The organism is Streptoalloteichus tenebrarius (assembly GCF_024171885.1).
GTDB classification, from domain to species: Bacteria; Actinomycetota; Actinomycetes; order Mycobacteriales; family Pseudonocardiaceae; genus Streptoalloteichus; species Streptoalloteichus tenebrarius.
Genome location: NZ_JAMTCP010000004.1, coordinates 20,840 through 45,705 on the forward strand (window position 1 = coordinate 20,840; position 24,866 = coordinate 45,705).

Below are 24,866 nucleotides of genomic sequence, written 5' to 3' on the forward strand. Positions count from 1 at the left end.
ATCCAGTTCCTCGATCCCCGGTGTCGAGGCTAACCCAGCCCCCACCAGACCAACAACGCGCGAGAAGGCGCGGCGCGACAGGCGAAAACCCACACGTGCGAAACGCCGGTGCCCGTCACGCCTGGCCGGGTCACTCGTCCCAGTGGACGCCTCACGAAGACGGCGGAATCCACGAGGTGCCCGGAACATCGCTCGGCGCTAGGTTCCCCGGGGGCTTCTCCGTAGCGACACCGGTCGCCTGACGACGAGAGGTTGGCTCCCCGATGACGGGCAACACGCTGCTCATGGCACTGGACCCTGGCACGACCAAGGGCGCCGCGGCGACCGAGCGGCTCGACGAACTCACCACGCTGCTGCGGGCGAAGGGACACCGGGTGACGACGGCGGACTCCGCGGTCGACGCCACGGCGGTCATCACCGCCCGGGCCGACCTGGCCGCCGCCCTGATCAGTTGGGAACTCCCCGGCGGGAGCGACGGAAAGGGGGAGTCCGGTCGACCGGCCGAGGCGGTGCTCCGCGCGCTGATGGACCGGTTCTCCCCGAAGCTCCCGGTGTTCCTCGTCGCCCGGGACAGCGGTCAGGACGACCTTCCACTGTGGATCGCCGAGATCGTCAACGGCTGGATCTGGCTGCTGGAGGACACACCCGGCTTCGTCGCCGGCCGTGTCGACACCGCGGCACGCCACTACCTGGAGGACATGCTGCCTCCGTTCTTCCGCGCGCTCCGCCACTTCGAGGACGCCCACAAGTACTCCTGGCACACCCCCGCGCACGCCGGAGGCGTCGCCTTCCTCAAGTCGCCGGTGGGCCGGGCCTTCCACGACTACTACGGCGAGCGCCTCTTCCGCACCGACCTGTCCTCCTCCGTCGGCGAACTCGGTTCGCTCTTCGAGCACACCGGACCGATCGGGGACGCCGAGCGCCACGCCGCCAAGGTCTTCGGGGCCGACCACACCTACTTCGTGTTGAACGGAACGTCGAGCGGCGACCGCATCGTGATCCAGGCCTGCGTCCCCCAGCAGGCGGCCGTGCTGGTGGACCGCAACTGCCACAAGGCGATCAACCACGGCATCATCCTGTCCGGCGCGCGACCGACGTACCTTCGGCCCGTCCGCAACGGCTACGGGTTGACCGGGCCGATCCCGCCGGAGCGGCTCACCGCGGAGTCGATTCGCGAGCAGGTCGCGGCGAACCCCATCACCGACGGAGGCGACGCGGGCGAGGCGGGCACGATGGTCTACGCGGGAATCACCAACTCCACCTACGACGGCCTGTGTTACGACGCCGTGCGAGTGGCCGAGCTGCTGGGCACGTCCGTCCGGAACCTGCACTTCGACGAGGCGTGGTTCGCCTACGCCAGGTTCAATCCCCTCTACGAGCGTCGCTACGGGATGGCCATCGACGAGCAGACCATGCCGACCCACGCGCAACGTCCCACCGTCTTCACCAACCACTCCACGCACAAGCTGCTGGCCGCGCTCTCCCAGAGCGCGATGATCCACGTGAGGTGCTCGCCCGACCACGAGTTCGACCGTCACCGGTTCAACGAGACGTTCATGCTGCACGCCAGCACGTCCCCGCTCTACCCCCTGATCGCCTCGAACGACGTCGCCGCGGGCATGATGAGCGGCTCCGGCGGGCGGTGGCTGACCACGGAGGCGATCACCGAGGCGGTCCGGTTCCGCCAGGCGATCATCCGGCTCGGCCGTCGTTTCCAGGCCTCGGGGGAACGGCCGCCCTGGTTCTTCGGAGCGTGGCAGCCGCCCGAGGTCATTGACCCCAAGACCAAGAAGCCGGTGCCGTTCGACAAGGCCCGGCTGGAGTTGCTGGTGACCACGCCGAGCTGCTGGACCCTCGCCCCCGGCGCGTCGTGGCACGGCTTCGAGAAGATGGAGAAGGACTACTGCCTGCTCGACCCCGTCAAGGTCAGCATCACCTGCCCCGGCGTCGACGCCACGGGCAGGGTGGACAAGGGCTTCGGCATCCCCGCGAAGATCGTCACCGCCTACCTGGGGAGGCGGGGCATCGTGGTGGAGAAGACCGACGCCTACACGTTCCTGGTCCTGTTCTCCATGGGCATCACCAAAGGCAAGTGGGGCACGCTGCTGGACGCGCTGACCGACTTCAAGAGGGCCTACGACACCGGCGCCGACCTGGTCGACGTGCTGCCCGACCTCGTGCGCGCTCACCCGGACCGCTACGGCCACCTGACCCTGCCCGCGCTGTGCGCGCAGATGCACCAGGCCCTCGCGGTCTCGGGGTTCCTCACACTGCTCAACGAGGCCTTCACCAAGCGCATTGACCAGGTGATGTCCCCGGGGGAGGCCTACCAACTGCTGATCACGGGCAGGGCGGGCCTGGTGCGGCTGGACGAGCTGCGGGAGGATCACGTGGTGGTCACCCAGGTGACGACCTACCCGCCGGGTATCCCCGTGCTCATGCCGGGGGAGAAGGTCGGACCTGCCAGCGCGCCGCTGCGTTCCTACCTCAGCGCCATGGAGGCGTTCGACCGGAAGTTCCCCGGTTTCGAGAGCGAGACGCACGGCATCCATCCCGACACCGACGGCACGTATCGGCTCACCTGCGCCGAGAAGTGAACAGCGTCATTTCCGACAGGGGCCGCCACGAGACGACTCGGAGGACAGATGCCCGATCCGCGGATAGTGATCTACGGTCCCGGAAGCACCGGCCTGGCCATCACCAAGATGCTGTGCGACCGGGGAGTGCGGCCGGTCGCGGCGATCGCCAGGACCGGGTCGAAGACCGTCGGCAAGGACCTCGGAGAACTCGCGGGCGCCGGCAGGATCGGTGTCATCGTGAGCGACAGGGCGGACGAGACCCTCGCCAAGGCCCGCGCGGACATCGCGGTGGTCACGATCAGCAGCTACCTGGACGACACGCTGTACGGGATCTTCGAGAAGGTGGTGAAGGCGAAGGCCGACGTCGTCACCCTCGCCGAGGAGATGCTGTACCCGTGGGTGACGGCGGCGACCCTGAGCAGGAAGCTCCACGAACTCGCCAGCGCCCACGGCGTCACCGTGACCGGCACCGGGCACCAGGACGGCTACTGGGTCAACCTCGTCGGCGTTCTGATGGCCACCGGCCACAAGGTGAGTCAGGTGTCGGGCGCGCTGTCGTGGAACGTCGACGACTTCGGGAAGACGTTGGCTGAGCAGCAGCTCGTCGGCAGGACCAAGGAAGAGTTCGAGGCGTGGAAGAAGAGCACCAAGCGCAAGCCAACCTTCGGTGCGATCTCGCTGTACGCCCTCGCGGCCACCGCGCGCCTGACCCCGACGGGCGCCATCAGCACCGACACCCAGCCCGATCTCGCGACGAGCCGGGTGTACTGCAAGGCACTGGGCAAGTACGTCGAGCCAGGGCAGTTGCTCGGCTATACCGACACCGACACGATGAAGACCAAGGAAGGCATCACCCTGCGCATCAGCTCCTGCGGCAAGGTGTACGTCCCCGGCGAGTCGGACTTCAACAAGTGGGTGCTGTCCGGGAAACGCGCCGACGGCACCAACGTGCGACTCCAGATGCTCAACGCCGACCTGCCCACCGCGGTCACGACGTGCGCGACCCTGGTCAACCGCATCCCCGACGTGCTGGAGGCCCCCGCCGGCCTGGTCACCATCGACAAGCTGCCCCAGCTCGGCCACCGGCCTTCCCTCGCCGCCCGGTCGAGCGAGGCATGACCCTCGATCAACCACCGGCGCGCCGTCGCTCCCCACGACACCGGGCCAACCCCACCTCCTGAGCGCGTCGTGACAACGCGATGATTCTCGGGCCGGATGTGGGGGACAGGTGACGAAATGGCCGACGGGTTACTGCCTGTGCACGGGGGCGGGACTCACCCCCGCAGAGGTTTCCGGCGAGAGTTCTCGTGTGCGGGATGATTCGGGCCGCGCCTCAGCTTCTCCGCATCCCACCGGACAACAGCGGTCAGCTCCTGCAACTGGTCACGCTGCTGGCCGACCCCGAGGACATTGAGGCGTTCAACACCGCCTTCAGTCAACTGGAAGACAGCGTGCGCGAAGGCCTGACGATTCTGCTCAGCCAGCACGAGAATGGCGAGTGGCTCGCGGACGAACGATCCATCGGGCTGTTGCGAGCACGCGTCGACGCGGCGTCCCCCACATCTCGTGTCGACACACAGCCCGGCTCGCACGAGCACTGAGGGCTGATCCTGGGGCTCGGCGTTACCACCGGAGGTGGACACCAGCACGGCGCACTGGCGTCCCACGTGGTGCGCGTGAGTGGGGTCTCGCCGTCACTCGGTGGCGTGGTTTCTCGCGTACGGGTGAGTCGGGGACCCCAGCAGGGGGAAGAACGGTGGGGTGAGGAGCGGGAGGTTTCCCGTGAGGAGTTCCGGGCCGTGTCCGGAACGGCCCGTGACCACATGGCCGGGTGACCACCGGGCCTCCACCGGAGAGAGGGGTTCGGCAGACGGAGGTGGTCGGGACAGTCCCCTGTTCCTGGTGAACGGGATGCCGCCGGTCGTGGTCGACATCGTCCACTCCGGACGGAGTGTTCCACGCTGGCCGGAGACGGTGGCAGCACCTCACAAGGCAGTACCTCACCACTCACCGCTGTGACCCGGTTGCGGGTCATGCCCTCGTCGGACATGGGGGTGGTCGCGTGCGCGAGGGAGAGGCCATGCTCCTGGACCGAAGTATCCGCTCGTTGTTCCCCACGGAGACAGCCTCCCCGCCTTTCGAGGGGCTCGGGGCGTCAGACGCGTGCGAGCCGGTCAGGAGGCGGTCGCAGGGGAGGACGATGTGGCTGCTCACCCGGCACGACCACGTCGCGGCGATGTTGCGCGACCCCCGGTTCGTCCGCACGCAGCCGGGGCGGTACGGCGCCTGGTCCGGCACCCTCGACCTGCTCTCCGGGGAGGACGGCAACCACCACGCGTTCCTGCGGCGGCTGATCGCGCCCGCGTTGGCGGCGCGCCAGGTTCACCGACTCGCACCCCGGGCGCGGTCGTGCGCTGAGAACCTGTTGTCGGCCATCCAGAACCGGGAGTCGGTTGACCTGTACCGGGAGTACTGCCTGCCACTCGCCATGACGGTCACCTCGTGGGTGACGGGGTTCCCCACCCACCTGCTCCCCGACAACGCCCGCTGGACCGAGGACTACCTCGGCACACGTGAGTGGACCGTCGACGATGCCGCTACCTCCCGCGCCCGCCAGGCGGCCCTGGTCGACGCGGCCATCACGCTGAGGCGCGAGCGGCCGGGACCCGATCTCGTCTCCGAACTGGTCGCTCGGTGTGACCAGGGCGAGCTGGGCCAGGACGACCTGCGGATGCTGGTGGCCTCGCTGCACGTCACCGGGCACGTCAAGACGGCGGCGCAGCTCGGCGCCACCCTCCTGGTCCTGCTCCTGGGACCCGCGGAGACGCGACTCCGGAATCGCGCTCCTCAGGTCGCGGCGGCCACCGTCGAGGAGGTCCTGCGGCTCGCGCCCGTCCCCCAGAACACCCACCCCCGCCTCGCCACGGAGGACGTCAGCCTCGGCGGGGCGAGGGTGCGCCGAGGAGAGCTGGTCTGCGGCTCGATCGTGACCGCGAACCAGGACGGCCGGCACGCGACGCGAGGACAGGAACACGCGACCGAACACCTGACCTTCGGCCACGGTCGCCACTTCTGCCCGGGCGCCCCGCTGGCGAGGCTCGTGCTCCGCGTCGGGGTGACGACCGCGATGCGGTCCCTGGCGGGGCTGGCTCACCGGGTTGACCGGGATGGCCTGGCGTGGTTGGAGGGGTTCTTCGCCAGGGGCCTCGCGGGGCTGCCCGTCACGCGCGTTACCCACGGTCCACGATGACCGCCCGATGACTGGCAGCGCCACACGCTCTTTCCGGTCTTCACCTTCGGTTCGCCGGCCCCGACCTCCCGCAACCACGTTTCTGGCCTTCGGTCAGGGAAGGAAAGGAGATCACTATGGACACCACGAGGGAGATGGAGTTCGAGTTCGAGCGGATGGTTCCTGAGACCGCCGAGCCGGCACCTGTCTGTTCCAGCACCTGTTTCGTGGTCGACGACGAGGAGGAGTGACCCGGGGGGCGTGGCTCGGGCCGTCGTTCCCGGGCCTCACCCTCCGGTATTCGGGCTTCTGGCCTTCGGCCAGGGAAGGAAAGGAGATCGCCATGGACGCCATGAGGGAGATGGAGTTCGAGTTCGAGCGGATGGTTCCTGAGACCGCCGAGCCCGCGCCTGTCAGTTGTAGCTGCTGTTTCGTGGTCGACGACGAGGCCGAGTGACGCGTGCGGACGTGGCTCGTGCCGTTGCTGCCGGCCGCATCCTCCTGTAACCGCGTTCTTGGCCTTCGGCCAGGGAAGGAAAGGAGATCACCATGGACACCACGAGGGAGGCGGAGTTCGAGTTCGAGCGGATGGTTTCTGAGACCGCCGAGCCGGCACCCGCCTGTTCCTGCTGCTGTTTCGTGGTCGACGACGAGGACGGCGATGACAAGTGAACCCTCGCCCGTCACGTCTCCGACGTGGACGGGCGAGGGCTGACGGATCCGCGGGCCAGTACCGCACTGGCCCGCGGATCCCTCCCCAGCGAACCACACGAACCTGAGAACTTGACCCACCCGGTATGAGGGAGAGTGGCGTGCCTCCAGTTCGGTCAGGTCTGATGCCCCGGGCGGACGTTCGCATCACGCGGGCGGGCGCGTATGTCTACGTGTGCAGCGGAGACGGCACGTTCCGTCTTCGGCTCGCGGAACAGGAACCCGAGACGGAACCGCCGTCCGGATGGCAGGCGCTCCCCGAGACGGCACAGCAGGACCTGGCGCGACGGGGACTCCTGGTCAACAGCGCGAACGCGCTCCACCAGCATCCGTCCTATCAGGACGTTCCACCTACGCCGACGGCCGTGGTCGTCACCCCCGACGGCCCGGTGGGAGACCTGGTGCGCTCCGCCGTGCGAAAGGCCGGCCTCGGCGTTGCGGACGACCACGAGTCCCCCGCGGGCGTCATCGCGCTCTCCCTGTCCACGCCCGACGACGAGATGCGGCGCTGGGCCGACGTCGCGGCCCGCCACCAGGTCCCGGTCGTCGCGTACCTCTCCACCGTCACCCGCCTGTACCTGGCCGTCCTCCGGCCACCCACGACGGCGTGCCCGCTCTGCGTGGCCCTCCGCATGCGGGCGAACCTGCCCGCCCAGGACATCGCCCACCTGCCCCTCGACTCCCTGGTCGGCGGCTGTTCCGACGACCGCTGGCCCACGACCACGGCAGCCGCGTCGCTGGTGGCACACCACGTCATCCTCGCGCTGCGGGAGACTCCTCCTGGCGAGGCGGGCGGTCCTGGCGAGTTGTGGGAACTCGACCTCGACTCCCTCACGCGGACCGTCCACCCCCTGCTCCACCTGCCCTTGTGCCCGGGATGCGCTGGCCGGGTCGCCACGCCAGGAGAGGACCTGTTCGCGGAGGAACCCGAGCCCGCGACGGAGGAGTGTTGGCGGCGGATGTCTCGCGGGGTGGACCCGCTCACCGGGATCGTGGGCGAGGTGCGCCTCATCCGCCTGCCTCGGGGGTGGGACGGCGGCGCCGGGGGTTCCTGCTGGCTGGGGGTGACCGTCGGTGGCACGGCCACGCGTCGCTTCTCCCCGCTGGCCGCGTCCACCAAGGGCGCGGCGGCCAAGCATGATCCCACTCTTGCTCGGGTGTGTGCTCTGGGTGAGGTGTTGGAGCGTTACCCGGCGGGCGTCTATGACCCGGCGAGGTTGGTCCGGGCGACGCTGGCCGAGCTGGGACCGGCCGCCGTCGACCCCCGCACGCTGCCCCTCGGCTCGGAACGCGAGTACGAGGCGTGTGCCGGAGAGCTGAGCCCGTACGACCCGGACGAGCCCCTCGACTGGGTCCCCGCCGTCTCCCTGCGCACCCGGGAACAACGCTATCTCCCCGCCTGCGCGGTCTACGTGCCCTATCGTCCGCCCCGGCGCGAAGAACGCCTCATGCATCCCATCTCCACCGGCCTGGCCGCCGGCAGCACGGCACGACAGGCGCTGCTCGGGGGTTTGCTGGAGGCCGTCGAACGCGACGCCTTCATGATCTTCTGGCTCAACCGGCTCACCCTGCCCACCCTGGATCTCGACTCCCTGCCGCCCGGCCGGGCGCGCGCCGCGGTCGACGCCATCCTGGCCAGGGGCGTGGACCTCCTCGCCAAGGACATCACCACCGATCTCGGCATTCCCTCGGTGCTGTTGTCCGCGCGTCACCGCACGCCCGACCACCCCTTCCTCGCGGTGCAGTCGAGCAGGGCGGCGCTGGACTTCGAGACGGCCCTGCTGGGCGCGGCGGCCGAGCTGGAGCTGTCGCTCTCGCAGGTCCCGGTCGCGATCGACAAGATGGGCATCCTCGACGACCCGCTCCAGGCCAAGGACATCATGGACTGCGCGACGTTCTACTGCCGCGCGGACCGGCACCAGCACCTCGACTTCCTGCGCGAAGGTCCGGTCCGGCCGGTCCCCGACACGGTCCTGCGCCACGGGCGTGACGACGTGGAGCGCGTCGTCAACCAGCTCGCCCTCCACGGCTACGAGGCGATCGCCACCGACATCACGTCGGTCGACGTCGCGGAGTGCGGGGTGCGGAGCGTGCGCAGCGTGGTCCCCGGCCTCCAGCCGATCAGCTTCACCCTGCGGTTCCGCCGTCTCGGCGGCCCCCGGCTCTATCAGGCGCCGGTGGCCATGGGAGCGCGGAACACGCCCTTGACCGAGGACGAGCTGAACCCGCATCCCGTCCCCCTGGCCTGAGAGGCGGCTACCGCAGTGTCACACGAACACGAGGGACGGGACGCTGGCACCGCTCACCCCAGCGTCAGGCACGAGCTGTGCCGTTCACAGGGTCCACACCACATCCGGGTCACTGGTGTCCTGACACGGCACGGGATCCAGCGCGGCCCTCACGTGGTCACTGTGCGTCAGAACGGAAAGTGGACGATCGAACGCGTGCGAGAGGCGACGCCGGATCCTCCGGCTGTCGTCAGCATGGATGACGCGGTGGTGGCTCCCGCGCTGCGGGACGCGCACGTGCATCCCTACTCCGGCATGGATTTCGCCGCTCTCATCGCCTTCGGTGTCGCCCGCGTCCGGGATCTGGGATCACGACTGGGAGCGGGAGAGCCCCTGCCCCGCCCGGCGGATTGCGCGGACCCACTGCCCGAGATCGAACTCGGAGGGCCGTTCTTCGACCGCCCCGGGCCGCCTCGCCTGAGCCTGGCGGCCCGGTGGGACTCCGCCGAGGAGTTGCCCGGACTGTTGGACGACGCGGTGACCCGAGGTGCGCGGTGGATCAAGCTCTACGCGGCTTTCCCCCAGGAGCTGTTCGGCTTCATGGTGCGCGAGGCCCACCGCCGCGGCCTCCGGGTCGCTCTCCACCCGGCGCCAGGGGGAGCCGAGGCGGCGATCCGCGCCGGCGTCGACGAACTCGAACACCTCGCGTGCCTGGTCCCCGACGGTGACGGCTCGAAACGCGGCACCCACGTGCTGAACCACCGGTGGGCGCACCGCGATCCCGACGCGCGATGGCCCAATCTTCCGCCGGGAACCCGGTTGTGCCCCACTCTCGTGGTCCAGCGCAAGCTGATCGAACACGCCGCCAGCGCATGGGCATTTCCCGGCGTGCCAGGGAACCTGGCGGCGTTCTGGCGACGCATGCCCACGACCGCCCGGCCCTGGAGCGAGCAGGAGATCGCGTGGGCGCGGGCGGCCGAGCCCCGGATGCACGAGACGCTCCTGCGCCTCGCCGACTCCGGGGTCACGCTTGTGGTCGGGAGCGACACCCCGAACCCGGGAGTGCTGCCGGGGCAGGGGCTGTGGGAGGAGATGTGTCTCCTCGTCCGTGCCGGGATCGATCCCGCGCTGGTCTTCTGGTCGACGTGCGTCAGACCGCCGGCGTGGCCGGCCTCAGGCGACGACCCCCTCATGTTCCTGTCCCTGCCCTCGGTCCGGTCGTTCCTCGCGGGGGAGCCCGGCCCTGTCGCCCCGGTTCTCGCCACCCTGCTGCGTGGTTGCGTGTTCGTCCCGAATGGCGCCGGTGTGTCCGAGAGCGTGTCCCAGGAGGCGCGATGACGACGAAGTATCAGCGCAATCCCTGGCTGTACCCGGAATGGGCCGCTGACGGCCGGCTGGCGGTGACGGACGCCCGAGACGGGCGCACCTTCGCCGTGACACCGGCCGTGATGGAGTTGCTCGGCCGGCTGGCGCGCCCCCTGCCCGCCTCCGCCCTGGCCAACGGCTCGGCCACCCGGGCCGCGGAGCTGCTTGACCGGATGGCCGCCGCCGGCCTCGTCCACGTCACCAACGGCACCGAGGACCAGAGGAACACCGAGGACACAGGGGAGCCGGAGGACCCCGCGGGCACGTGGACGGCGTGTGAGCTGGCGCTGCACACCCAGGTGGCCCGGCGCGGCGGCCCGCTCACGTCGGTCCGGCTCAAGGACATCCCGCCCGCCCGCCTCACCCACCCCGAAGCCTCGGAGGTCATCTCCCTCGGCGAGGACACCAGGGAGGAGGAGGCCGGCGGCCCGCTCCCCGAGGTGTTGCGCGCCCGCCGCAGCATCCGTGACTATCTCGACCGGCCGCTGAGCAGACAGCAGCTCGCCACGTTCCTCCACCGGGCGGCCCGGGTCCGCGCCCGGCTGGCGCCGGAACGCATCCAGATCACCCGCCGACCCAGCCCCTCCGGCGGCGCCCGCCACAGCATCGAGCTTTACGTCGTCGCACGGGACGTCAGCGGACTCGCGCCGGGCGCCTACCACTACGACCCCTTCGACCACCGCCTGGAGCGGCTCGCGGCGTGGAGCGGGGAGTTGGCCGAACTCCAGCGGAAGCTCATCACCGTCGCCACGCTCGTCGACCGCCCGCCCCAGGTCAGTCTCTACCTGGCCTCGTGCTTCCGTCGCACCCGGTGCAAGTACCGGGCCAGCGCGCTCTACACGATCTACTGCGACGTCGGGTGTCTGCTCCAGACCATGTACCTGGTGGCGACCGACCTCGGCCTCGCGCCGTGCGCGACCGCCGTCCTGGAGTCGCCGATCTCCCCGTCGTTCCTGCGCCCGCACGCGAACGACCTGATCCACGTGGGCAACTTCGCCCTGGGCATCCCCGATCCCGACGAACCCACGAGCCCCCAGGTTCTTCCGCTCGACAGGACGAAGGAGCAGGCGTGAACAGTCCCCACACCGAGCCCCGGGCAGAAGACGCCGCCCGCGATGATGTCGCTGACCACCAGCAGCATGTGTTCCAACTGCTGTTCGGGCATGTCGGGTCGAAGGCGGTGCACGTCGCCGTGCGCCTCCGCATCCCCGAGATCCTGGGCGACCATGCGATGAGCGTCGAGGAACTGGCGGAAAGGAGCGGGGCACAGCCCGCCACACTCGCGCGGTTGTTGCGCGCTCTCGGAATCTTCGGCCTGACCAGGCGAACTGGCGATGGCCACGTCGCCCTCACCGACAGCGGCGCGCTCCTTCGACCCGACGTCCCCGGGAGCGTCCAGGGCGAGGTGTTGCTCTTCGCTGACGAGTCCGTGTGGCAGGCCTGGAACGGACTGGAGGACGCGATACGGGACGGCAAACCCGCCTTCGACCGGATCTTCGGCTGCGACTTCTACACCCACCTGTGTCGCCACCCCGCCCTGGAAGCCGTGTTCAACCAGGGTTTCGCCAGGCAGGCGCGCGAGTTCGGACGCCAGGTCGCCGACATCTATGACTTCTCCCGCGTCCGCACCGTGGTTGACGTGGGCGGCGGTGACGGCGTCTTCCTCACCGAGATCCTCGCTCGACATCGTCATCTTCATGGTGTCCTGGCGGACCTGCGCGCCGAGGCCGAGACGACGCGGGACACCGTGCGCGACGCCGGCGTCGAGGCTCGGTGCACGCTCACCACCTGCGACTTCCTCAGCTCGGTGCCATCGGGCGGAGACCTCTACGTGACGCGGAACGTCATCCGCGACTGGGGTGACGAGACCGCGACGACGATCCTGCGCAACTGCCGTCGCGACCTCCGGTCCGGTGGCCGGCTCCTGCTCGTCGAACCCGTCTGCGTGGAGACACCCCTTCCCTCGGCGAGACAGGCCGCGGAGGACCTGCTCGGGCTCGTCCTCACCGGTGGTCGCCTCCGCACCGAGAACGAGTACCGAACGATCCTGACTCGTGCCGGATGGACTCTCGACCGCGTGACGCCTCTCGAATCCAGTGATTACCACATCCTCGAAGCGTCACCCTCGCCCGAAGACTGAGCAGAACCCGCACCACCCCAGCCACGGTCATCGCTCTCTCCACTGTGGACAGTCGAAAGAGGTTTCACGAAGCCGATCTCGGCTCGGAGCGGGGACCTCGTGATCTTCTACCTTTCCTTGTTCAGTGCTGTGTGGACATGGTGACGTCACTCGTGTCGCGCGCTCCATGAGCCGTCGTGATCCCTGGCTTTCACTCGAAGTGAGGACGTGGAACGCCGGCGCGGCCGCGTCGCGCCGTTGATAGCATCTGCCCGGACGGTTCCCCGACACTCCCGGCCGCTGTGCGAGCGATTCTCGTGAACCCCGGTGGAGGCAGGATGAGGGGCTGCTTGTTGGTTCTGCTCGCGGGGATGTCGTTTCCTGGCAGACCCCGGGACGTGGCATGAGTCCCGAACGTCCCACGATCGTGGTCGCCGGTATCGAGTTCGGCTGGGGGAGCGCGGGGAAGTTGAGCGCGGTGCTCGACGCGATCCGTCGCCGCGCCGCGGTGCCACCCCGCGTGGTCGGCATCGGCTCCGCGCTCGGCCGACCACTGCTGTCGGGGCTGGACGTGGCGGCCTGGCACGACGTCCCAGTCCACGATGTTCCAGCCAACGGCCAACCCCTTCCCGACGGTCAGCACGGCCGGCCCGATCAGCACGGCCGGGCCGATCAGCACAGCAGGCACGACGAGCACGGCCAGCACAGCGAGCGCAGCCAGCACAGTCAGCCCGGCCAGCACGGTGGGATCGACCAGGACGCCGTCGCCGCGATCCTGCGCCGGGAACGGGCCGACGCCGGCCTGGTCGTGTTGGACCCCGTCGCCCGGACCTTCGAGGCGCTGGGCCTGCCCACCGTCTTCGTCGACAGCCTCCCCTTCCTGTGGACCGAGGGAGACCTCCCCCTCCTCCCGGTGGAGGCCACCGTCTACTGCGCGCAACGGTGCGTCGAACTCCCTCCGGACTGCCGCCCCGTGCTGGACGCCATCCACAACCTCCGCTGGGTGGAGGCGGTGGTCCGCCCACCGTCCTCGCTCTCCCCGCCCCGGCGCGTCACGGGCCTCCGGCGTGCGCTGGTGAGCCTCGGCGGCCTCCGCGCTCCCCGGCTCGCGGACTGGACCCGGTACCCGAGGCTCGTGCTGCCGCCCGCGCTGGCCGCCCTGGCGGACGCCGGCGTCCGCGAGGTCCACGTGGCCGGGAACCTCCCACCCGACCTCACACGGGAACTCACCGGTGGGCCGGACACCGGCCCCGCGCTCGCCGTCTCCGCCCACCCGCTCGGCCACACCGAGTTCCTCGCCGAACTCGACCGGTGCGACCTCCTCGTGGCGTCACCGGGCCTGACCACCCTCCTGGAGGCGAGCAGCCGGGGGACACCGGTGGTCTGCCTGCCCCCGCAGAACGTCAGCCAGGTCCTCAACGGGCGTCAGTACGCGGCGGCGTGCTCCGCCGCCACCAGGGTCCGCTGGCCGGAGGAGGTCCTCGACGAGGACCGCCTGCTGGCCAGCCGGATCGGAGGCGAGGCGACCGCGCTCCCCGTGATCTACGGGAGGATCGACAGGGCCAGCGAGGCGCCCGAGCCGGTGCGCCGCGCACTCCGCGCCCAGGTGCGCGCCGCGGTGGACGCCGTGCGCCTCGACGCCGACTGGACGGGTCTCGCCCGACGGATCGGGGTGCGCGGCGCGGACCAGGTCGCCGACGCGGTGCTCGCCCTCGCCTCGTCTTCCCGGTCCTCCCCTGCGCGCTCCTGAGCGAGAAGGGTGCCTCGATGAGCCGACCGCCACGACGCGACCGCTACCTGTTCGTGCGGATCCTGGAAGCCTGCAACGCGGACTGCTTCATGTGCGAGTTCGCGTTGTCCCGGGACACCTACCGCTTCACCGTCGAGGACTTCGCCGAACTGCTTCCCCAGGCCGTGGCGTCCGGCGTCAGGTACGTCCGGTTCACCGGCGGCGAACCCCTGATGCACCAGGACGTCCTGGCACTGGTCCGGCTCGGCGCCGAGCACGGCATGCGCATGTCGCTGATCACCAACGGGATGATGCTGCCCCGGATGATCGAGGACCTCGCCGAGGCCGGCCTCGCGCAGGTCATCGTCAGCCTCGACGGCGCGTCGGCCGAGACCCACGACGTCTACCGGCGGTTGCCGGGCCTGTTCGCCAACGGGCTGGCCGGCCTGCGCCGTGCTCGTGACCTCGGGGTGCTCCCGCGCGTCAACACCGTGGTGGGGCCGCACAACTACACCGAGATGCCCGAGTTGCAGAAGGTGTTGACGGAGGCCGGTGTGCGGCAGTGGGAGCTGTCCGCGCTGAAGCTCGCCCGGACAATCACCTACCCCGACCCCGACCACGTACGCGCGGTCTGCGAGCCGATCTACACCGCCGACCCGGACGAGGTCCTCGTGCCGCTGGGCAAACGGTTCTATGGCGACACCCCGGAGGAGCAGGACCGGTACTTCCGCCACTCGCAGACCCCGCGAGCGAGCCGCCCGCTGTGTCACGTCGTGGACGACGTCATCTACCTCGACGGCAAGAACGGTCGTGCCTTCGGGTGTAGCTGCCTGCCGCACCGGGTGGGGGAGGAGCTGGGCGGCGCGCCGATCAGGGAGGGCGGCGAGATCGTCCTGGACGGCCCGGCCTTCCGGGAACACGTCGACTTCTTCCGGCGACAGGGACCCCTGATGTGCGGCGGGTGTTCCACCACCGCCGCCGGGTACAGCGACGACGTGGCCCGCCTCGGCGTCGTTCCGGACTGGCACTACTGAGCGGCCCTACTGAGCGGCCCTACTGAGCGGCCCTACTGAGCGGCACTGTTGAGCGGCAGTGCTGAGCGGCCTGGACAGGAGAACGACATGAGGACCGGGTGTGCCGTCCGTCGTAGGGTGCTCGTCGCGGCCCGACGGGCAGACGTGGACTCGGTGACCGCGGCCCGACGGGTGGCCGCACACCTCACCGACGTGGACGTCGTGGTCGGGGGCGAGGATCACGGCGCCCTTGCCGAGGGCGAGTCACCCGACGCGGCGCTGGTGTGCGACGACGTCTCGGTGGCTGAGAGGCTCGCCGCACGACAGGTTCCGGTGGTGTTCCTCTGCTCCTCCGTCGTCGACCCGGATACCTGGCCGTCCACAGTGGCCATTCGGTGCCGCCACCGGCCGGCCTGGCTCCCCTCGCTGTGGGACGGGGTGACGGGGGTCGGCACGATGGCCCCGGTCCGGCCGCGCCTGGCGAGGGAGCGCGCCGGCACGCTCGCCGTGTTCTCCCTCGCCGGCTGCTCGGCGGCCGAGGCTCGTCATTACGCCAGCGAGGTTCTCCGGCCCGTGGTGGACATCTGGCGGCGACGGTGGCCGGGAGAGTTCGTCGTGGTGGGTGACCAGCACCTCGACGCGGTGAACGAAGCCCTCGGGGACGTCCTCGTGGACGGCCCCGGAGACGGCCTGGGGGACGGCCTTGGGGACGGCCTGGGGGACGGCCTCGACGGGACCCGGGTGCGTTCCGTGGAGGAGGTCGACGTGGACGACGCGCACGCGAAGGCGAGCTGGTTCCTCGCCACTCCGACCCTCACGGCCGCGACCCTCGCCTGGGCGCGGCGCACACCGCTGGTCCTCCTCCCACCCGCGACCGCACGTCAGCAGAAGCTCGTCGATGCGCTGGTGCCCCCCTGGCGGACACCGGTCCCGGTCACGGCCGAGGACCTGGCGCGCGCGCCGACACCGGACGCGGTGGCCGTGACGACCGACAGCGCGGCGCTCGCCTCCGACGACCTGCGTGGTGCCCCACGCGTCGCGCGGCAGGTCAGACAGATCACGTTCGCACCCGTGTGAGACGAGCGCGCGACGACGCCCTCCGAATGGAGCGAAGGATGTCGAACGAGGTTTCCGTGCCGGTGGGCACGATCAGTCCACAGGGGAACGTGACCGACGAGCAGTGGGCGGACTGGCGGTGGCACATGCGACACCGCATCACGACCCTCCCCAAGCTGCGCGAGTGGATCAGGGTCACGCCCGACGAGGAACGGGCGATCCGGGAGTGCGCCGGGAAGTACCGGTGGAGCGTCACGCCCTACTACGCCTCGCTGATGGACCCGGACGACCCGACCTGCCCGGTCAGGCAACAGGCCCTGCCCGGCCCCGGCGAGCTGGTGGAGTCCCCCGACGCCGAGGTCGACCCGGTCGGCGACATGATCTACCGCAAGACCAACCGCGTCGTCCACAAGTACCCGGACCGCGTGATCATGCTGGTGACGGAGGCGTGTCCGGTCTACTGCCGGCACTGCACCCGCAAGTTCCACACCACCGACGTGAGCGGCACCTACTTCCGCGACGACGAGGGCGGCTCCTACGAGGAGGACCTGCGCTACATCGCGGAGCACCCGGAGATCCGCGACGTCCTGCTCACCGGCGGCGACCCACTGTCCTACCGGGACGACAAGCTGGAGCAGATCATCGCCGCGCTGCGGGCGATCCCCAGCGTGGAGATCATCCGGATCGGCACCCGCTTCCCTGTCCTGCTGCCCCAGCGCGTGACCACCGAGTTCTGCGAGATGCTCTCGCGTCATCACCCGGTCTGGCTCAACACCCACTTCAACCACCCCCGGGAGATCACGCCCGATGCGGCGGCGGCGGTCGACCGGCTGCTGCGCCACGGCGTGCCCGTGGGCAACCAGACCGTCCTGCTCAAGGGCATCAACGACAGCGTGGCCACGATGCGGTCGCTCATGACGGAACTGCTGCGCATCCGGGTGCGCCCCTACTACATCTACCACTGCGACAACGTCGTCGGCGTCTCCCACTTCATGACCTCGGTGGAGAAGGGCTGGGAGATCATGGAGGGCCTCCAGGGCCACATCACGGGCTTCGGTGTTCCCCAGTACGTGCTGACGACGAAGCTCGGCAAGATCCCGATGACCCGGCCGTCCTACTCCGTCACCGAGGCCGGCCTCGAACTCCGCAACTACCGGGGGCAGACGATGGCGCTCGACGAGGCGTACCCCCTGACCGAGGAGGACGTGCGATGAGTCTGGACAAGCGCCTCGGGATGCGGTTCCTCCCCTATGGAGCGAACTTCCTCGATTGGGACGACATGACCGAACTCCGCGACGCGGTGCGGGACCGGGTGCTCTTCCGTTACCAGCGGCAGCCGGAGAGCTGCGCGACCCGGTTGGAGGAGTACGCCGCCCGACGGCTCGGCGCGAAACACGTCCTGGCCGTGCACAACTGCACCGAGGCCCTCCGCCTCGCGCTGGTGGTGACCCGCCCCAGGGTCGGCGACGTCGTGCACATCCCCGCCATGACCTTCGTCGCGGTCGCGGGCGCGGTCCTGTCCACCGGTCTCGTCCCGGTCCCGGTGGACATCGACGAGAACCTCTCCCTCGACGTGAGTCTGCTGCCCGCCGACGCCCAGCGGGTCATCGTCGCCCACATGGAGGGCGGCCTGGCCGAGGTGCCCGCCCACGTCCCCTACGTCATCGAGGACGCAGCCCAGGCGCTCGGCTCGCGTTTCCCCGACGGGACACACGCCGGCACCAAGGGCTTCGCCGGGACGTTCAGCTTCCACCACAACAAGGTGCTCACCTCCGGCGAGGGCGGGCTCGCCACCACCAACGACGAGGCCGTGTACGCGCTCATGCGCAGCTACCACGACCACGGGTCCGCGCGGCAGCCGGGGCGCTACCCGGTGTGGAACGACGACGCGTTCTGGGGCGAGAACCTGGTCACCAGCGAGGAGGTCGCCGCGATCCAGCTCCAGCAGTTCCGGCACCTCGACGAGGTGCTGGCCGGGCTCCAGCGGCACTACGACCTCATGGTGGAGGAGCTGCCGCGCCGGTCGGACATGCGCCCGCTGCCGAGGACGGCCGGCGAGGCCAAGATCAGCGTGCGGCTGGAGCTGGACAGTCGGGAACTCAGGGACCGCGCGGTGGCCACCCTGACCGAGCAGGGCGTCCCCAACTGGACGCTGGACAAGTACTTCCTGCCCGCCCACCCCGTGCTCGCCGGGCGCCGCTCCCTCTACGCGGACGGGTTCCCGTGGAACCTCGCGCCCGACACGCCGGAGACGGCGGGCCTGAGCCGCGACGGTTTCGCCGCGACCAGGGAACGCCTCGGCCGGATCGTCTGCCTGCCGCTGTTCCCCGAGCTGAGCGTCGACGAGCAGGCCGTCGCGGCCAAGGCCACCCGCGCCCTGCTGGAGCAGTTGTGAGCGCGAGGCCGGTTCTCCTCTTCGTGGACGGCTGGCCACTGTCGTTCTGCCACCACGTGATCCGCAGGGACGACGTCGACCTCGTCCTCCTGCGGTTCTCGTCCCAGCGGGCGCTCTTCTCCGAGGACTACCTGGACGCCACCGCCCACCTGCCGGCGTTCTGGGTGCGGGACGACGCCCCGCTGGCCGAGGAGGTGGAGCGCTACCACGCCATGACCCGGCGGACCGGTCTGCGGCCGACGTACTTCTGCAACCCGTCCGAGCCGGCCCAGGAGATCGCGCACGCCTTCGCCCGCCGCGCCGGCCTGCCGCACCTGACCGAGCGGCAGGTGCGGTGGGTGCGGAACAAGGCGGCGATGAAGGACCGCTTCCGCGAGCTGGGGTTGGCCACCGCCGCCCACCGCACCGTGTCCACCACGGCGGAGGTCCGGGAGTTCGCGCGCTCGCACGGTTGGCCGGTGGTGGTCAAGCCCGTGGACTCCTTCGCCTGCATCGACACCTTCCTGGTGCGCGACGAGCGGGACCTCGCCCGGCTCGACCTGTCCCCGGCGCGGTCCTGGATGGTGGAGGAGCACGTCGGGGGACAGGAGTGGGAGGCCTGCGCGCTGGTCCTCGGCGGGGAGGTGCTCGACGTCTGGCCGAGCGCCATGCCGGCCCGCCCACTGTCCATTGTGGACGGAGCAATCAACGCGAACATCAGCCTCGGCTCCGGCGAGGGACCCGACGTCGACCTCAGGGACCTCGTCCAGCGCGTCGTGACCGGCATGGGGCTGGACCACGGGTACCTGCACATGGAGTTCTTCGTGGACCGGGGCCGGGTGCTCGTCGGGGAGGTCGGCCTGCGCCTGGCGGGCTGCGAGATCCCGGCCAACCACGGCCACGCCTACGGGTTCGACGTCTTCGCCGCCACCCTCGACGTCTACCTCGGCCGCCGGCCCGACCTGACCTACCGGTGGCGGCGCTGCGTCGGCGACCTGTTGCTCCCGCTGCCCGGCTCCGGCCGCGTCCGCCACATCACACGAGAGGAGGAACTGCTCGCGATGCCCGGGGTGATCGCGGCGGTGGTGCGGCACGGTCGGGGCGACGTGGTGACGTCCCGACGGATGTCGCACAACTCCGCCGGCTACGTGCACGTGGCCGGCCAGACCGCCGAGGAGGTCGAGCGGCGCATGCGTCACGTGCTGGACCGCTACCGGATCGAGATCGAGCCCGTCGGCCCGCCCGCCGCCGTGGCGCCGTAGGGCGCGACCCCGGAAGGACGACCCCGGAAGGAACGACTGATGGTCGGCGTTCTCCGCCGCTTCGCCCACCTGCTCACCCGCCCGAAGGTCGCCCCCGCCGCCTTCTGGAGCGTGCTGGCCCGGCTGCCGGTCTACCTGATGACGCTGGCCATCGTGCTGGTCGTCAGGGAGCAGGGCGGCAGCTACGCCCAGGCCGGCACCGTCGCCGCCGTCTACACCCTCGCGATGGCGGTGCTGGGGCCGTGGGTGGGGCGGCAGGCCGACCGGCACGGGCACCGGCCCGTCCTGCTGGTCACGGGCGTGGCGTTCCCGCTGAGCATGGCCGTGTTCATCTGGTGGACCGAGCCGGGCACGGTCGGCCAGCTCGCGATGGCGGCGGTGTCTGGCTCGCTGCCCCCGCCGGCGAACTCCTCGGTCCGGTCGTTGTGGGCCAGGCTCCCCCTCGACGAGCGGGCCAGGGAGGCGGCCTACCTGTGGGAGGCCCTGCTGACGGAACTGCTGATCATCGGTTCCCCGCTGCTGCTGGCGGCGCTGATGATCACCGGGTCCGCCTCGCTCGGCCTCACCACCATCACCGTGATCGGCGGCGTCGCCGCCTGCGGGTTCGCCCTGACCCCCGCGTTGGCCGCCGTCCGGCCCAGCGGCGGGGGAGCCGTGGGCCTCGGCCCCCTCTGCGAGCGCGGCCTGCTCACCCTGTTCGGCCTCATGGCCGGATACGCGGTGCCCATCGGCCTGCTGACCCTGGCGATCCCCGCGTTCGTCGACCAGCACGGCGAGCGCGGCCACACCGGGTTCGTCTACGCCTGCTGGGGCATCGGCAGCGCGCTCGGCGTGCTGGTCATGGGCAACCTCGGCACGGAGCGCCCGGACCACCAGCGCTTCCCCTGGCTGGTCCTCGCCTACGCCGTCGGCCTCGCCCTGCCCGTGCTGGCCTTCTCCGAGCTGACACTGGGCCTCGCCCTCGCCGTCGGCGGCCTGCCCATCGCGTTGGTGGCGGCCACCGAACTCTCCCTCGTCAGGGGGCTGGCCGAACCCCACACCCTCACCGAGGCGTTCACCTGGGCCTCGACCGCCACCGTCGTGGGCGAGGCGGTCGGCCAGCAACTCGGCGGGCTCCTCGTCGAGCGGGCCGGGGCCAGGGGCGTCTTCGTCCTCGGCGTCGCCGTGGCCCTGGCCGTCGCCGCGCTGTGCTTCGCCGCGCGCGGGGTGCTGTCCCACCGCGCGCCGCAGGAAGAGTTCTCCGACTGATCATCCCGACACCGACCACGAGACCGACGAGGAGCACGCATGAACTCCGCTGTCGCCGGCCACCGCCGGGCCGCGGCGCCCCCCGACCCCACGCCGGGCGAACCGTTGTTCCGGCCCTTCGACACGGCGGAGGAGTACGCCGACGCGGTCGAGGACTTCCTCGCGGGGACATCCCCGTCCGTCCCCGTGCTGGTCGCGTCGCGGCACGACCTGCGGGACGGCCTCGCCGCCGCCACCGACCTCTACGTCGGCCTCCGGCGGCCCGACCCGCTCACCACGGGCGTGCTGCTCGGCGCGGACCAGCTCCCGCCGGGGCTCGTCGCGCTCGTCCGGCCGCTGGCCACGACCTGGCGCACCCTGGCGGACCTCGACCAGGAGATCCCCCGACGGGACGCCGGGGAGCTGCTGGTGGTGGGCACCTACGACCACCTCCGCCTCGACCCGGTGCGGGACCTGCTGCTCGCCAGCTACCGCTGTCCCACCGGCGGCCCGTCGTTCCTCAGCGGCCGCGACGCGGCCTCGTTGAGCTGGCACCTCGCCAAGCAGTTCGCCACACCGAACAGGGCGGTGTCCTCGGTGGGCGTCTTCACCGACACCGACCGTCCACCCCGGACCGGGGAGGTGCTGGTCTTCGACGACCGTGACTTCGAGCGGCGGGACATCCAGGCGGAGATCCTCGACCGGCCCTGGCGGCGCGTGGTCTTCCAGGGCCACGGCAAGGACGACAGCATCAACCTCGGCCTGTTCACCATCTGCGGCCTCAACCCGGCCGTCGCCCCCACCCCCGACCTGCTCAGGCCGCGGTGCGGCTACGGGTTGTCCTGCTACAAGCCGGAGGACAAGCTCGTCCCGCTGCGGCAGGTGCGGGCGGTCGAGGTCGTCCTGAGCGCGTGCAACAGCGGCCCCCTCGCCGACCTGGCCCTCTACGACCCGAGGTACCAGCTCCTGCTCAACGCGTTGGACAGTCCCGCGCGCACCGTGGTGTCCGCGGTGTCGGTGCACGACTCCGACCGCCCGGAGAACGTCGCGTGGGCCAGGGCGGCGGTGGAGGGCGCGGACTCCACCGACGTGCTCAACGCCAGCCTCGCGGCCTCCCACCCCTACCCGGCGTTCATGCGCTTCGGGATGCCCGAACCCGACCGGCCCCCCGTGCCCGCGCCCGCCGAGCACGCGCCGGACCCGCTGGTCCTGACCGTCGGCCGGCGGGTGACCGCGCTCCTCACCGGCGACCTCCTGCCGCCACGGCACGCGCTGCGGCCGCGCCTGGTGAAGCTGGCCCGCAAGGTGGACGGCTGGGTCGCCCGGCCGACCCACGCGGCCGACCAGGACCCCGAGGAGATCCGCGCCTCGCTGGAGGCCGACCTCCAGTCGCTCGACCACGTGATCGCGCGGCAGGTCGCGGGGAACCCGGAGGACGAGATCATGAACTTCCCCGCGCACTTCGGGGACCGCAGCCGGCTGGCGGCCGAGGCGACCGAGGCCGTCACCTGCCACTGCGGCCGGCCGGCGCAACGCTTCCTCCGGCGGGGGCTGCTCCCGTACGTCCTCGACACCACGTGCGTGGTGTGCATGCGGTGCGGCGACGTCGTGTTCCAGGTCCCGGAATCCCCCGAGCTGTGGGCGGACGCCGCCGACGAGGCGCCCAGCGGCGGCGAGCTGACGGTCACGCTCCGTGTCAGGGGGAGCCGGCGCGGCCCGGCCCAGCTCGGCCTGTTCGTGCCCACCTACCTCCGCGAGGCGTGCGCCGTGGAACCGGTGACCACGCGCGTGCGCCTGTCGCCCGACGAGGAACGGGAGGTCCCCTTCACCCTGCGCTTCGTCGAGGACACCTCTCCCCAGGCGTACTACTTCACCGCCTACGTGGTGCAGGACCTCGCCATCACCACCACACGGCGACACTTCGGCGTCGTCCCCGCGTGAGAGCGCGACCGTCGCCCCTGACCCGAGGAGAACAGCGATGTCGATCGCCAAGCCGGAGATCAAGCTCGTGGAGACCGAGGACGAGGTGACCCTCTCCATCGGGGGCGAGCAGGCCATGCAGGCGTGGGAGCGGGACCTGATGTGGGCGAGCGCGGACCTGCTCTGCCAGCACGGGTCCCGCTTCTACGAGGTCGGCCTCGGTCTGGGACTGTCCGCCCTGCGCATCGCGAACAACCCCGCCACCGAGCACCACACCGTCCTGGAGCTGTTCCCCGAGGTGATCGACCTGTTCCGTGAGCGCCACCCCGAGCTGCCGCCCACCCTCCACATCGAACAGGGCGACTTCTTCGAGAAGGTGCATGACCTGCCCACCGAGAGCATCGACGGCATGTTCTTCGACCCGGCGCTGGACATGGAGGTGTGGCAGGACGAGGAGGTCTGGCGACGGGTGATGCCGGAGGTCGTCAGGGCGCTGCGCCCCGGCGGCGTGTTCATCCCGTTCTTCAGCACCAAACCGGAGCTGCGGTGGCAGTACCTCCCGCACTTCCGCACGATCCGGGTGGAGCGGCACACCTACGAGGCGTACGAGCACACCGAGTACACCCACGGGCGCTCCGGGTACGCCTTCATCCAGTGCTTCCACAAGGACTAGGCCGAGGACGGCTCCGGTGTTGCCCCAGCGGATCGCGGTCGTCGGCACCGGCTACGTCGGGCTGACCACCGGCGCGTGTCTCGCCTCCCTCGGGCACGACGTGACGTGCGCCGACGTGGACGAGGCCAAGGTCGAGCGGCTTCGCCGGGGGCGGACGGACGTCCTCGAACCGGGGCTGGCCGACCTGGTGGCCGACGGCCTCGCGGCCGGGCGGCTGCGGTTCCTCGTCGACCTGGCCGAGGCGGCGGGGGAGGCGGAGGTGCTGTTCCTCTGCCTCCCCACCCCGAGCGGACGGGACGGCGCGGCCGACCTCACCGCGGTGGAGTCCGTCGTCCACGAGCTGCGCCGCGTCCTGCGGCCCAGGGCGGTCCTGGTGTGCAAGTCCACCGTCCCCGTGGGCACGGCCACGCGGCTGGCCGCCCTGGTGGGGCGGGACGACGTGGCCGTGGTGTCCAATCCCGAGTTCCTGCGGGAGGGCACCGCGGTGGCGGACTTCCTCAGGCCGGACCGGATCGTCGTGGGCTCCGACGTCCCGGCCGCCGCCGACCGGGTCGCGTCGCTCTACGCCGCGCTGGACGCGCCGGTCGTGCGCACCGACGCGCGGAGCGCGGAGATGGTCAAGTACGCCGCGAACTGCTTCCTCGCGATGAAACTGTCCTATGTGAACACATTGGGCGAGCTGTGCGAGCGACTGGGCGCCGACCTGGCCGCGGTGACCGAGGGGATGGGGCTGGACCGGCGGATCGGCCCCGGGTTCCTCCGGCCGGGACCCGGCTGGGGCGGGTCGTGCCTGCCGAAGGACGCGGCGGCGATGGTGCGGATGGCGGCGCTGGCCGGCGTCGAGTTCGGGTTGCTGCGGGCCGCCGTCGAGGCGAACCAGCGGCACCGGGGGAGGGTCGTCGCCAAGGTCCGCGCCGCCGTCGGGGGCAGCCTGGCCGGCGTCCGGGTCGGGGTGTTGGGGTTGACGTTCAAGGCGGGCACCTCCGACCTCCGGGACTCGCCGGCGGTGGAGGTGGTCCGGCTGCTGTGCGAGGAGGGGGCCGAGGTGGTCGCGCACGACCCGGTGGTCTCGCCCGAGCTGGCCGGCGTCGTGGTGGTGGACGACCCGTATCTGGCCGCCAAGCAGGCGGAGGCACTGGTGGTCCTCACCGAGTGGCCGCAGTTCCGCGCCATCGACTGGGCGCTGGTGGTGCGGGTGATGACCGGGAGGACCGTGGTCGACCCGAGGAACCACCTCGACCCCGAGTCGCTCGCGCGGGCCGGCCTGGTCTGGCTGGGGACCGGACGCGCGGTGCGGGGGAACACCGGCCGCCCGGTCGGTGAGGGGTTTCGCCGGGTTGGTCGCGGTGTCGACCCGGGGGTCGACCTCGGTGTCGGCTGA

Annotated in this window: 19 protein-coding genes; all 19 read left to right on the plus strand. The window is 70.9% G+C overall.

Going from position 1 to position 24,866, the window contains the following annotated elements; translation table 11 throughout:
- The first annotated feature begins 263 nt into the window (after positions 1–263).
- The 19 genes from LX15_RS05360 (at position 264) to LX15_RS05445 (ending at position 24,866) form a co-directional block, all read left to right on the plus strand.
- Complete coding sequence (locus tag LX15_RS05360) at positions 264–2,597, plus strand: Orn/Lys/Arg family decarboxylase (RefSeq protein ID WP_253668361.1); 2,334 nt, start codon at positions 264–266, stop codon at positions 2,595–2,597.
- Between the two features lie 48 nt (positions 2,598–2,645).
- A complete protein-coding gene (locus LX15_RS05365) occupies positions 2,646–3,698 on the plus strand; it encodes a hypothetical protein (protein WP_253668362.1) in 1,053 nt (350 codons plus the stop codon).
- A gap of 197 nt (positions 3,699–3,895) precedes the next feature.
- Positions 3,896–4,180 (plus strand): hypothetical protein, encoded by a 285-nt coding sequence (locus LX15_RS05370; RefSeq protein ID WP_253668363.1) that lies wholly within the window; start codon positions 3,896–3,898, stop codon positions 4,178–4,180.
- Between the two features lie 599 nt (positions 4,181–4,779).
- The gene (locus LX15_RS05375; protein ID WP_253668364.1) at positions 4,780–5,829 is read left to right on the plus strand and encodes a cytochrome P450; all 1,050 of its coding nucleotides are present in this window, start codon (positions 4,780–4,782) and stop codon (positions 5,827–5,829) included.
- Between the two features lie 528 nt (positions 5,830–6,357).
- Entirely contained in the window at positions 6,358–6,480 is a 123-nt protein-coding gene (locus tag LX15_RS32205; protein WP_301304076.1) for a hypothetical protein, read from the plus strand.
- Between the two features lie 164 nt (positions 6,481–6,644).
- Positions 6,645–8,768, plus strand: coding sequence for a TOMM precursor leader peptide-binding protein (locus LX15_RS05380; RefSeq protein WP_253668365.1), 2,124 nt, complete (start codon positions 6,645–6,647; stop codon positions 8,766–8,768).
- A gap of 234 nt (positions 8,769–9,002) precedes the next feature.
- A complete protein-coding gene (locus LX15_RS05385) occupies positions 9,003–10,085 on the plus strand; it encodes an amidohydrolase family protein (protein WP_253668366.1) in 1,083 nt (360 codons plus the stop codon).
- The gene (locus LX15_RS05390) at positions 10,082–11,185 is read left to right on the plus strand and encodes a SagB/ThcOx family dehydrogenase (RefSeq protein ID WP_253668367.1); all 1,104 of its coding nucleotides are present in this window, start codon (positions 10,082–10,084) and stop codon (positions 11,183–11,185) included. The genes LX15_RS05385 and LX15_RS05390 overlap by 4 nt, the downstream gene beginning before the upstream one ends.
- Positions 11,182–12,252, plus strand: a complete 1,071-nt coding sequence (locus LX15_RS05395; protein WP_253668368.1) for a methyltransferase — start codon at positions 11,182–11,184, stop codon at positions 12,250–12,252. The genes LX15_RS05390 and LX15_RS05395 overlap by 4 nt, the downstream gene beginning before the upstream one ends.
- A 382-nt stretch (positions 12,253–12,634) precedes the next feature.
- Positions 12,635–13,981 carry a hydroxymethylcytosylglucuronate/cytosylglucuronate synthase gene (locus LX15_RS05400; protein ID WP_253668369.1) on the plus strand — a complete coding sequence of 449 codons (1,347 nt, stop codon included), beginning with the start codon at positions 12,635–12,637 and terminating at the stop codon, positions 13,979–13,981.
- Between the two features lie 17 nt (positions 13,982–13,998).
- Positions 13,999–14,994: a cytosylglucuronate decarboxylase gene (gene blsE, locus LX15_RS05405; RefSeq protein ID WP_253668370.1), complete on the plus strand. Its 996-nt coding sequence runs from the start codon at positions 13,999–14,001 to the stop codon at positions 14,992–14,994.
- 87 nt (positions 14,995–15,081) lie between these two features.
- Entirely contained in the window at positions 15,082–16,050 is a 969-nt protein-coding gene (blsF, locus tag LX15_RS05410; protein WP_253668371.1) for a CGA synthase-related protein, read from the plus strand.
- A 38-nt stretch (positions 16,051–16,088) separates the two neighbouring features.
- Positions 16,089–17,243: an arginine 2,3-aminomutase gene (gene blsG / locus LX15_RS05415; protein WP_253668372.1), complete on the plus strand. Its 1,155-nt coding sequence runs from the start codon at positions 16,089–16,091 to the stop codon at positions 17,241–17,243.
- Positions 17,240–18,424: a DegT/DnrJ/EryC1/StrS family aminotransferase gene (locus LX15_RS05420; protein ID WP_253668373.1), complete on the plus strand. Its 1,185-nt coding sequence runs from the start codon at positions 17,240–17,242 to the stop codon at positions 18,422–18,424. Before blsG ends, LX15_RS05420 begins: the two co-directional genes overlap by 4 nt.
- A complete protein-coding gene (locus LX15_RS32975) occupies positions 18,421–19,665 on the plus strand; it encodes an ATP-grasp domain-containing protein (protein ID WP_253668374.1) in 1,245 nt (414 codons plus the stop codon). The genes LX15_RS05420 and LX15_RS32975 overlap by 4 nt, the downstream gene beginning before the upstream one ends.
- A 39-nt stretch (positions 19,666–19,704) precedes the next feature.
- On the plus strand, positions 19,705–20,913 hold the full coding sequence (locus LX15_RS05430; RefSeq protein WP_253668375.1) for an MFS transporter: 1,209 nt from the start codon (positions 19,705–19,707) through the stop codon (positions 20,911–20,913).
- Positions 20,914–20,952: 39 nt separating this feature from the next.
- Entirely contained in the window at positions 20,953–22,833 is a 1,881-nt protein-coding gene (locus LX15_RS05435; protein WP_253668376.1) for a hypothetical protein, read from the plus strand.
- A gap of 37 nt (positions 22,834–22,870) precedes the next feature.
- On the plus strand, positions 22,871–23,485 hold the full coding sequence (locus LX15_RS05440) for a class I SAM-dependent methyltransferase (protein WP_253668377.1): 615 nt from the start codon (positions 22,871–22,873) through the stop codon (positions 23,483–23,485).
- 16 nt (positions 23,486–23,501) lie between these two features.
- Entirely contained in the window at positions 23,502–24,866 is a 1,365-nt protein-coding gene (locus LX15_RS05445; RefSeq protein ID WP_253668378.1) for a UDP-glucose dehydrogenase family protein, read from the plus strand.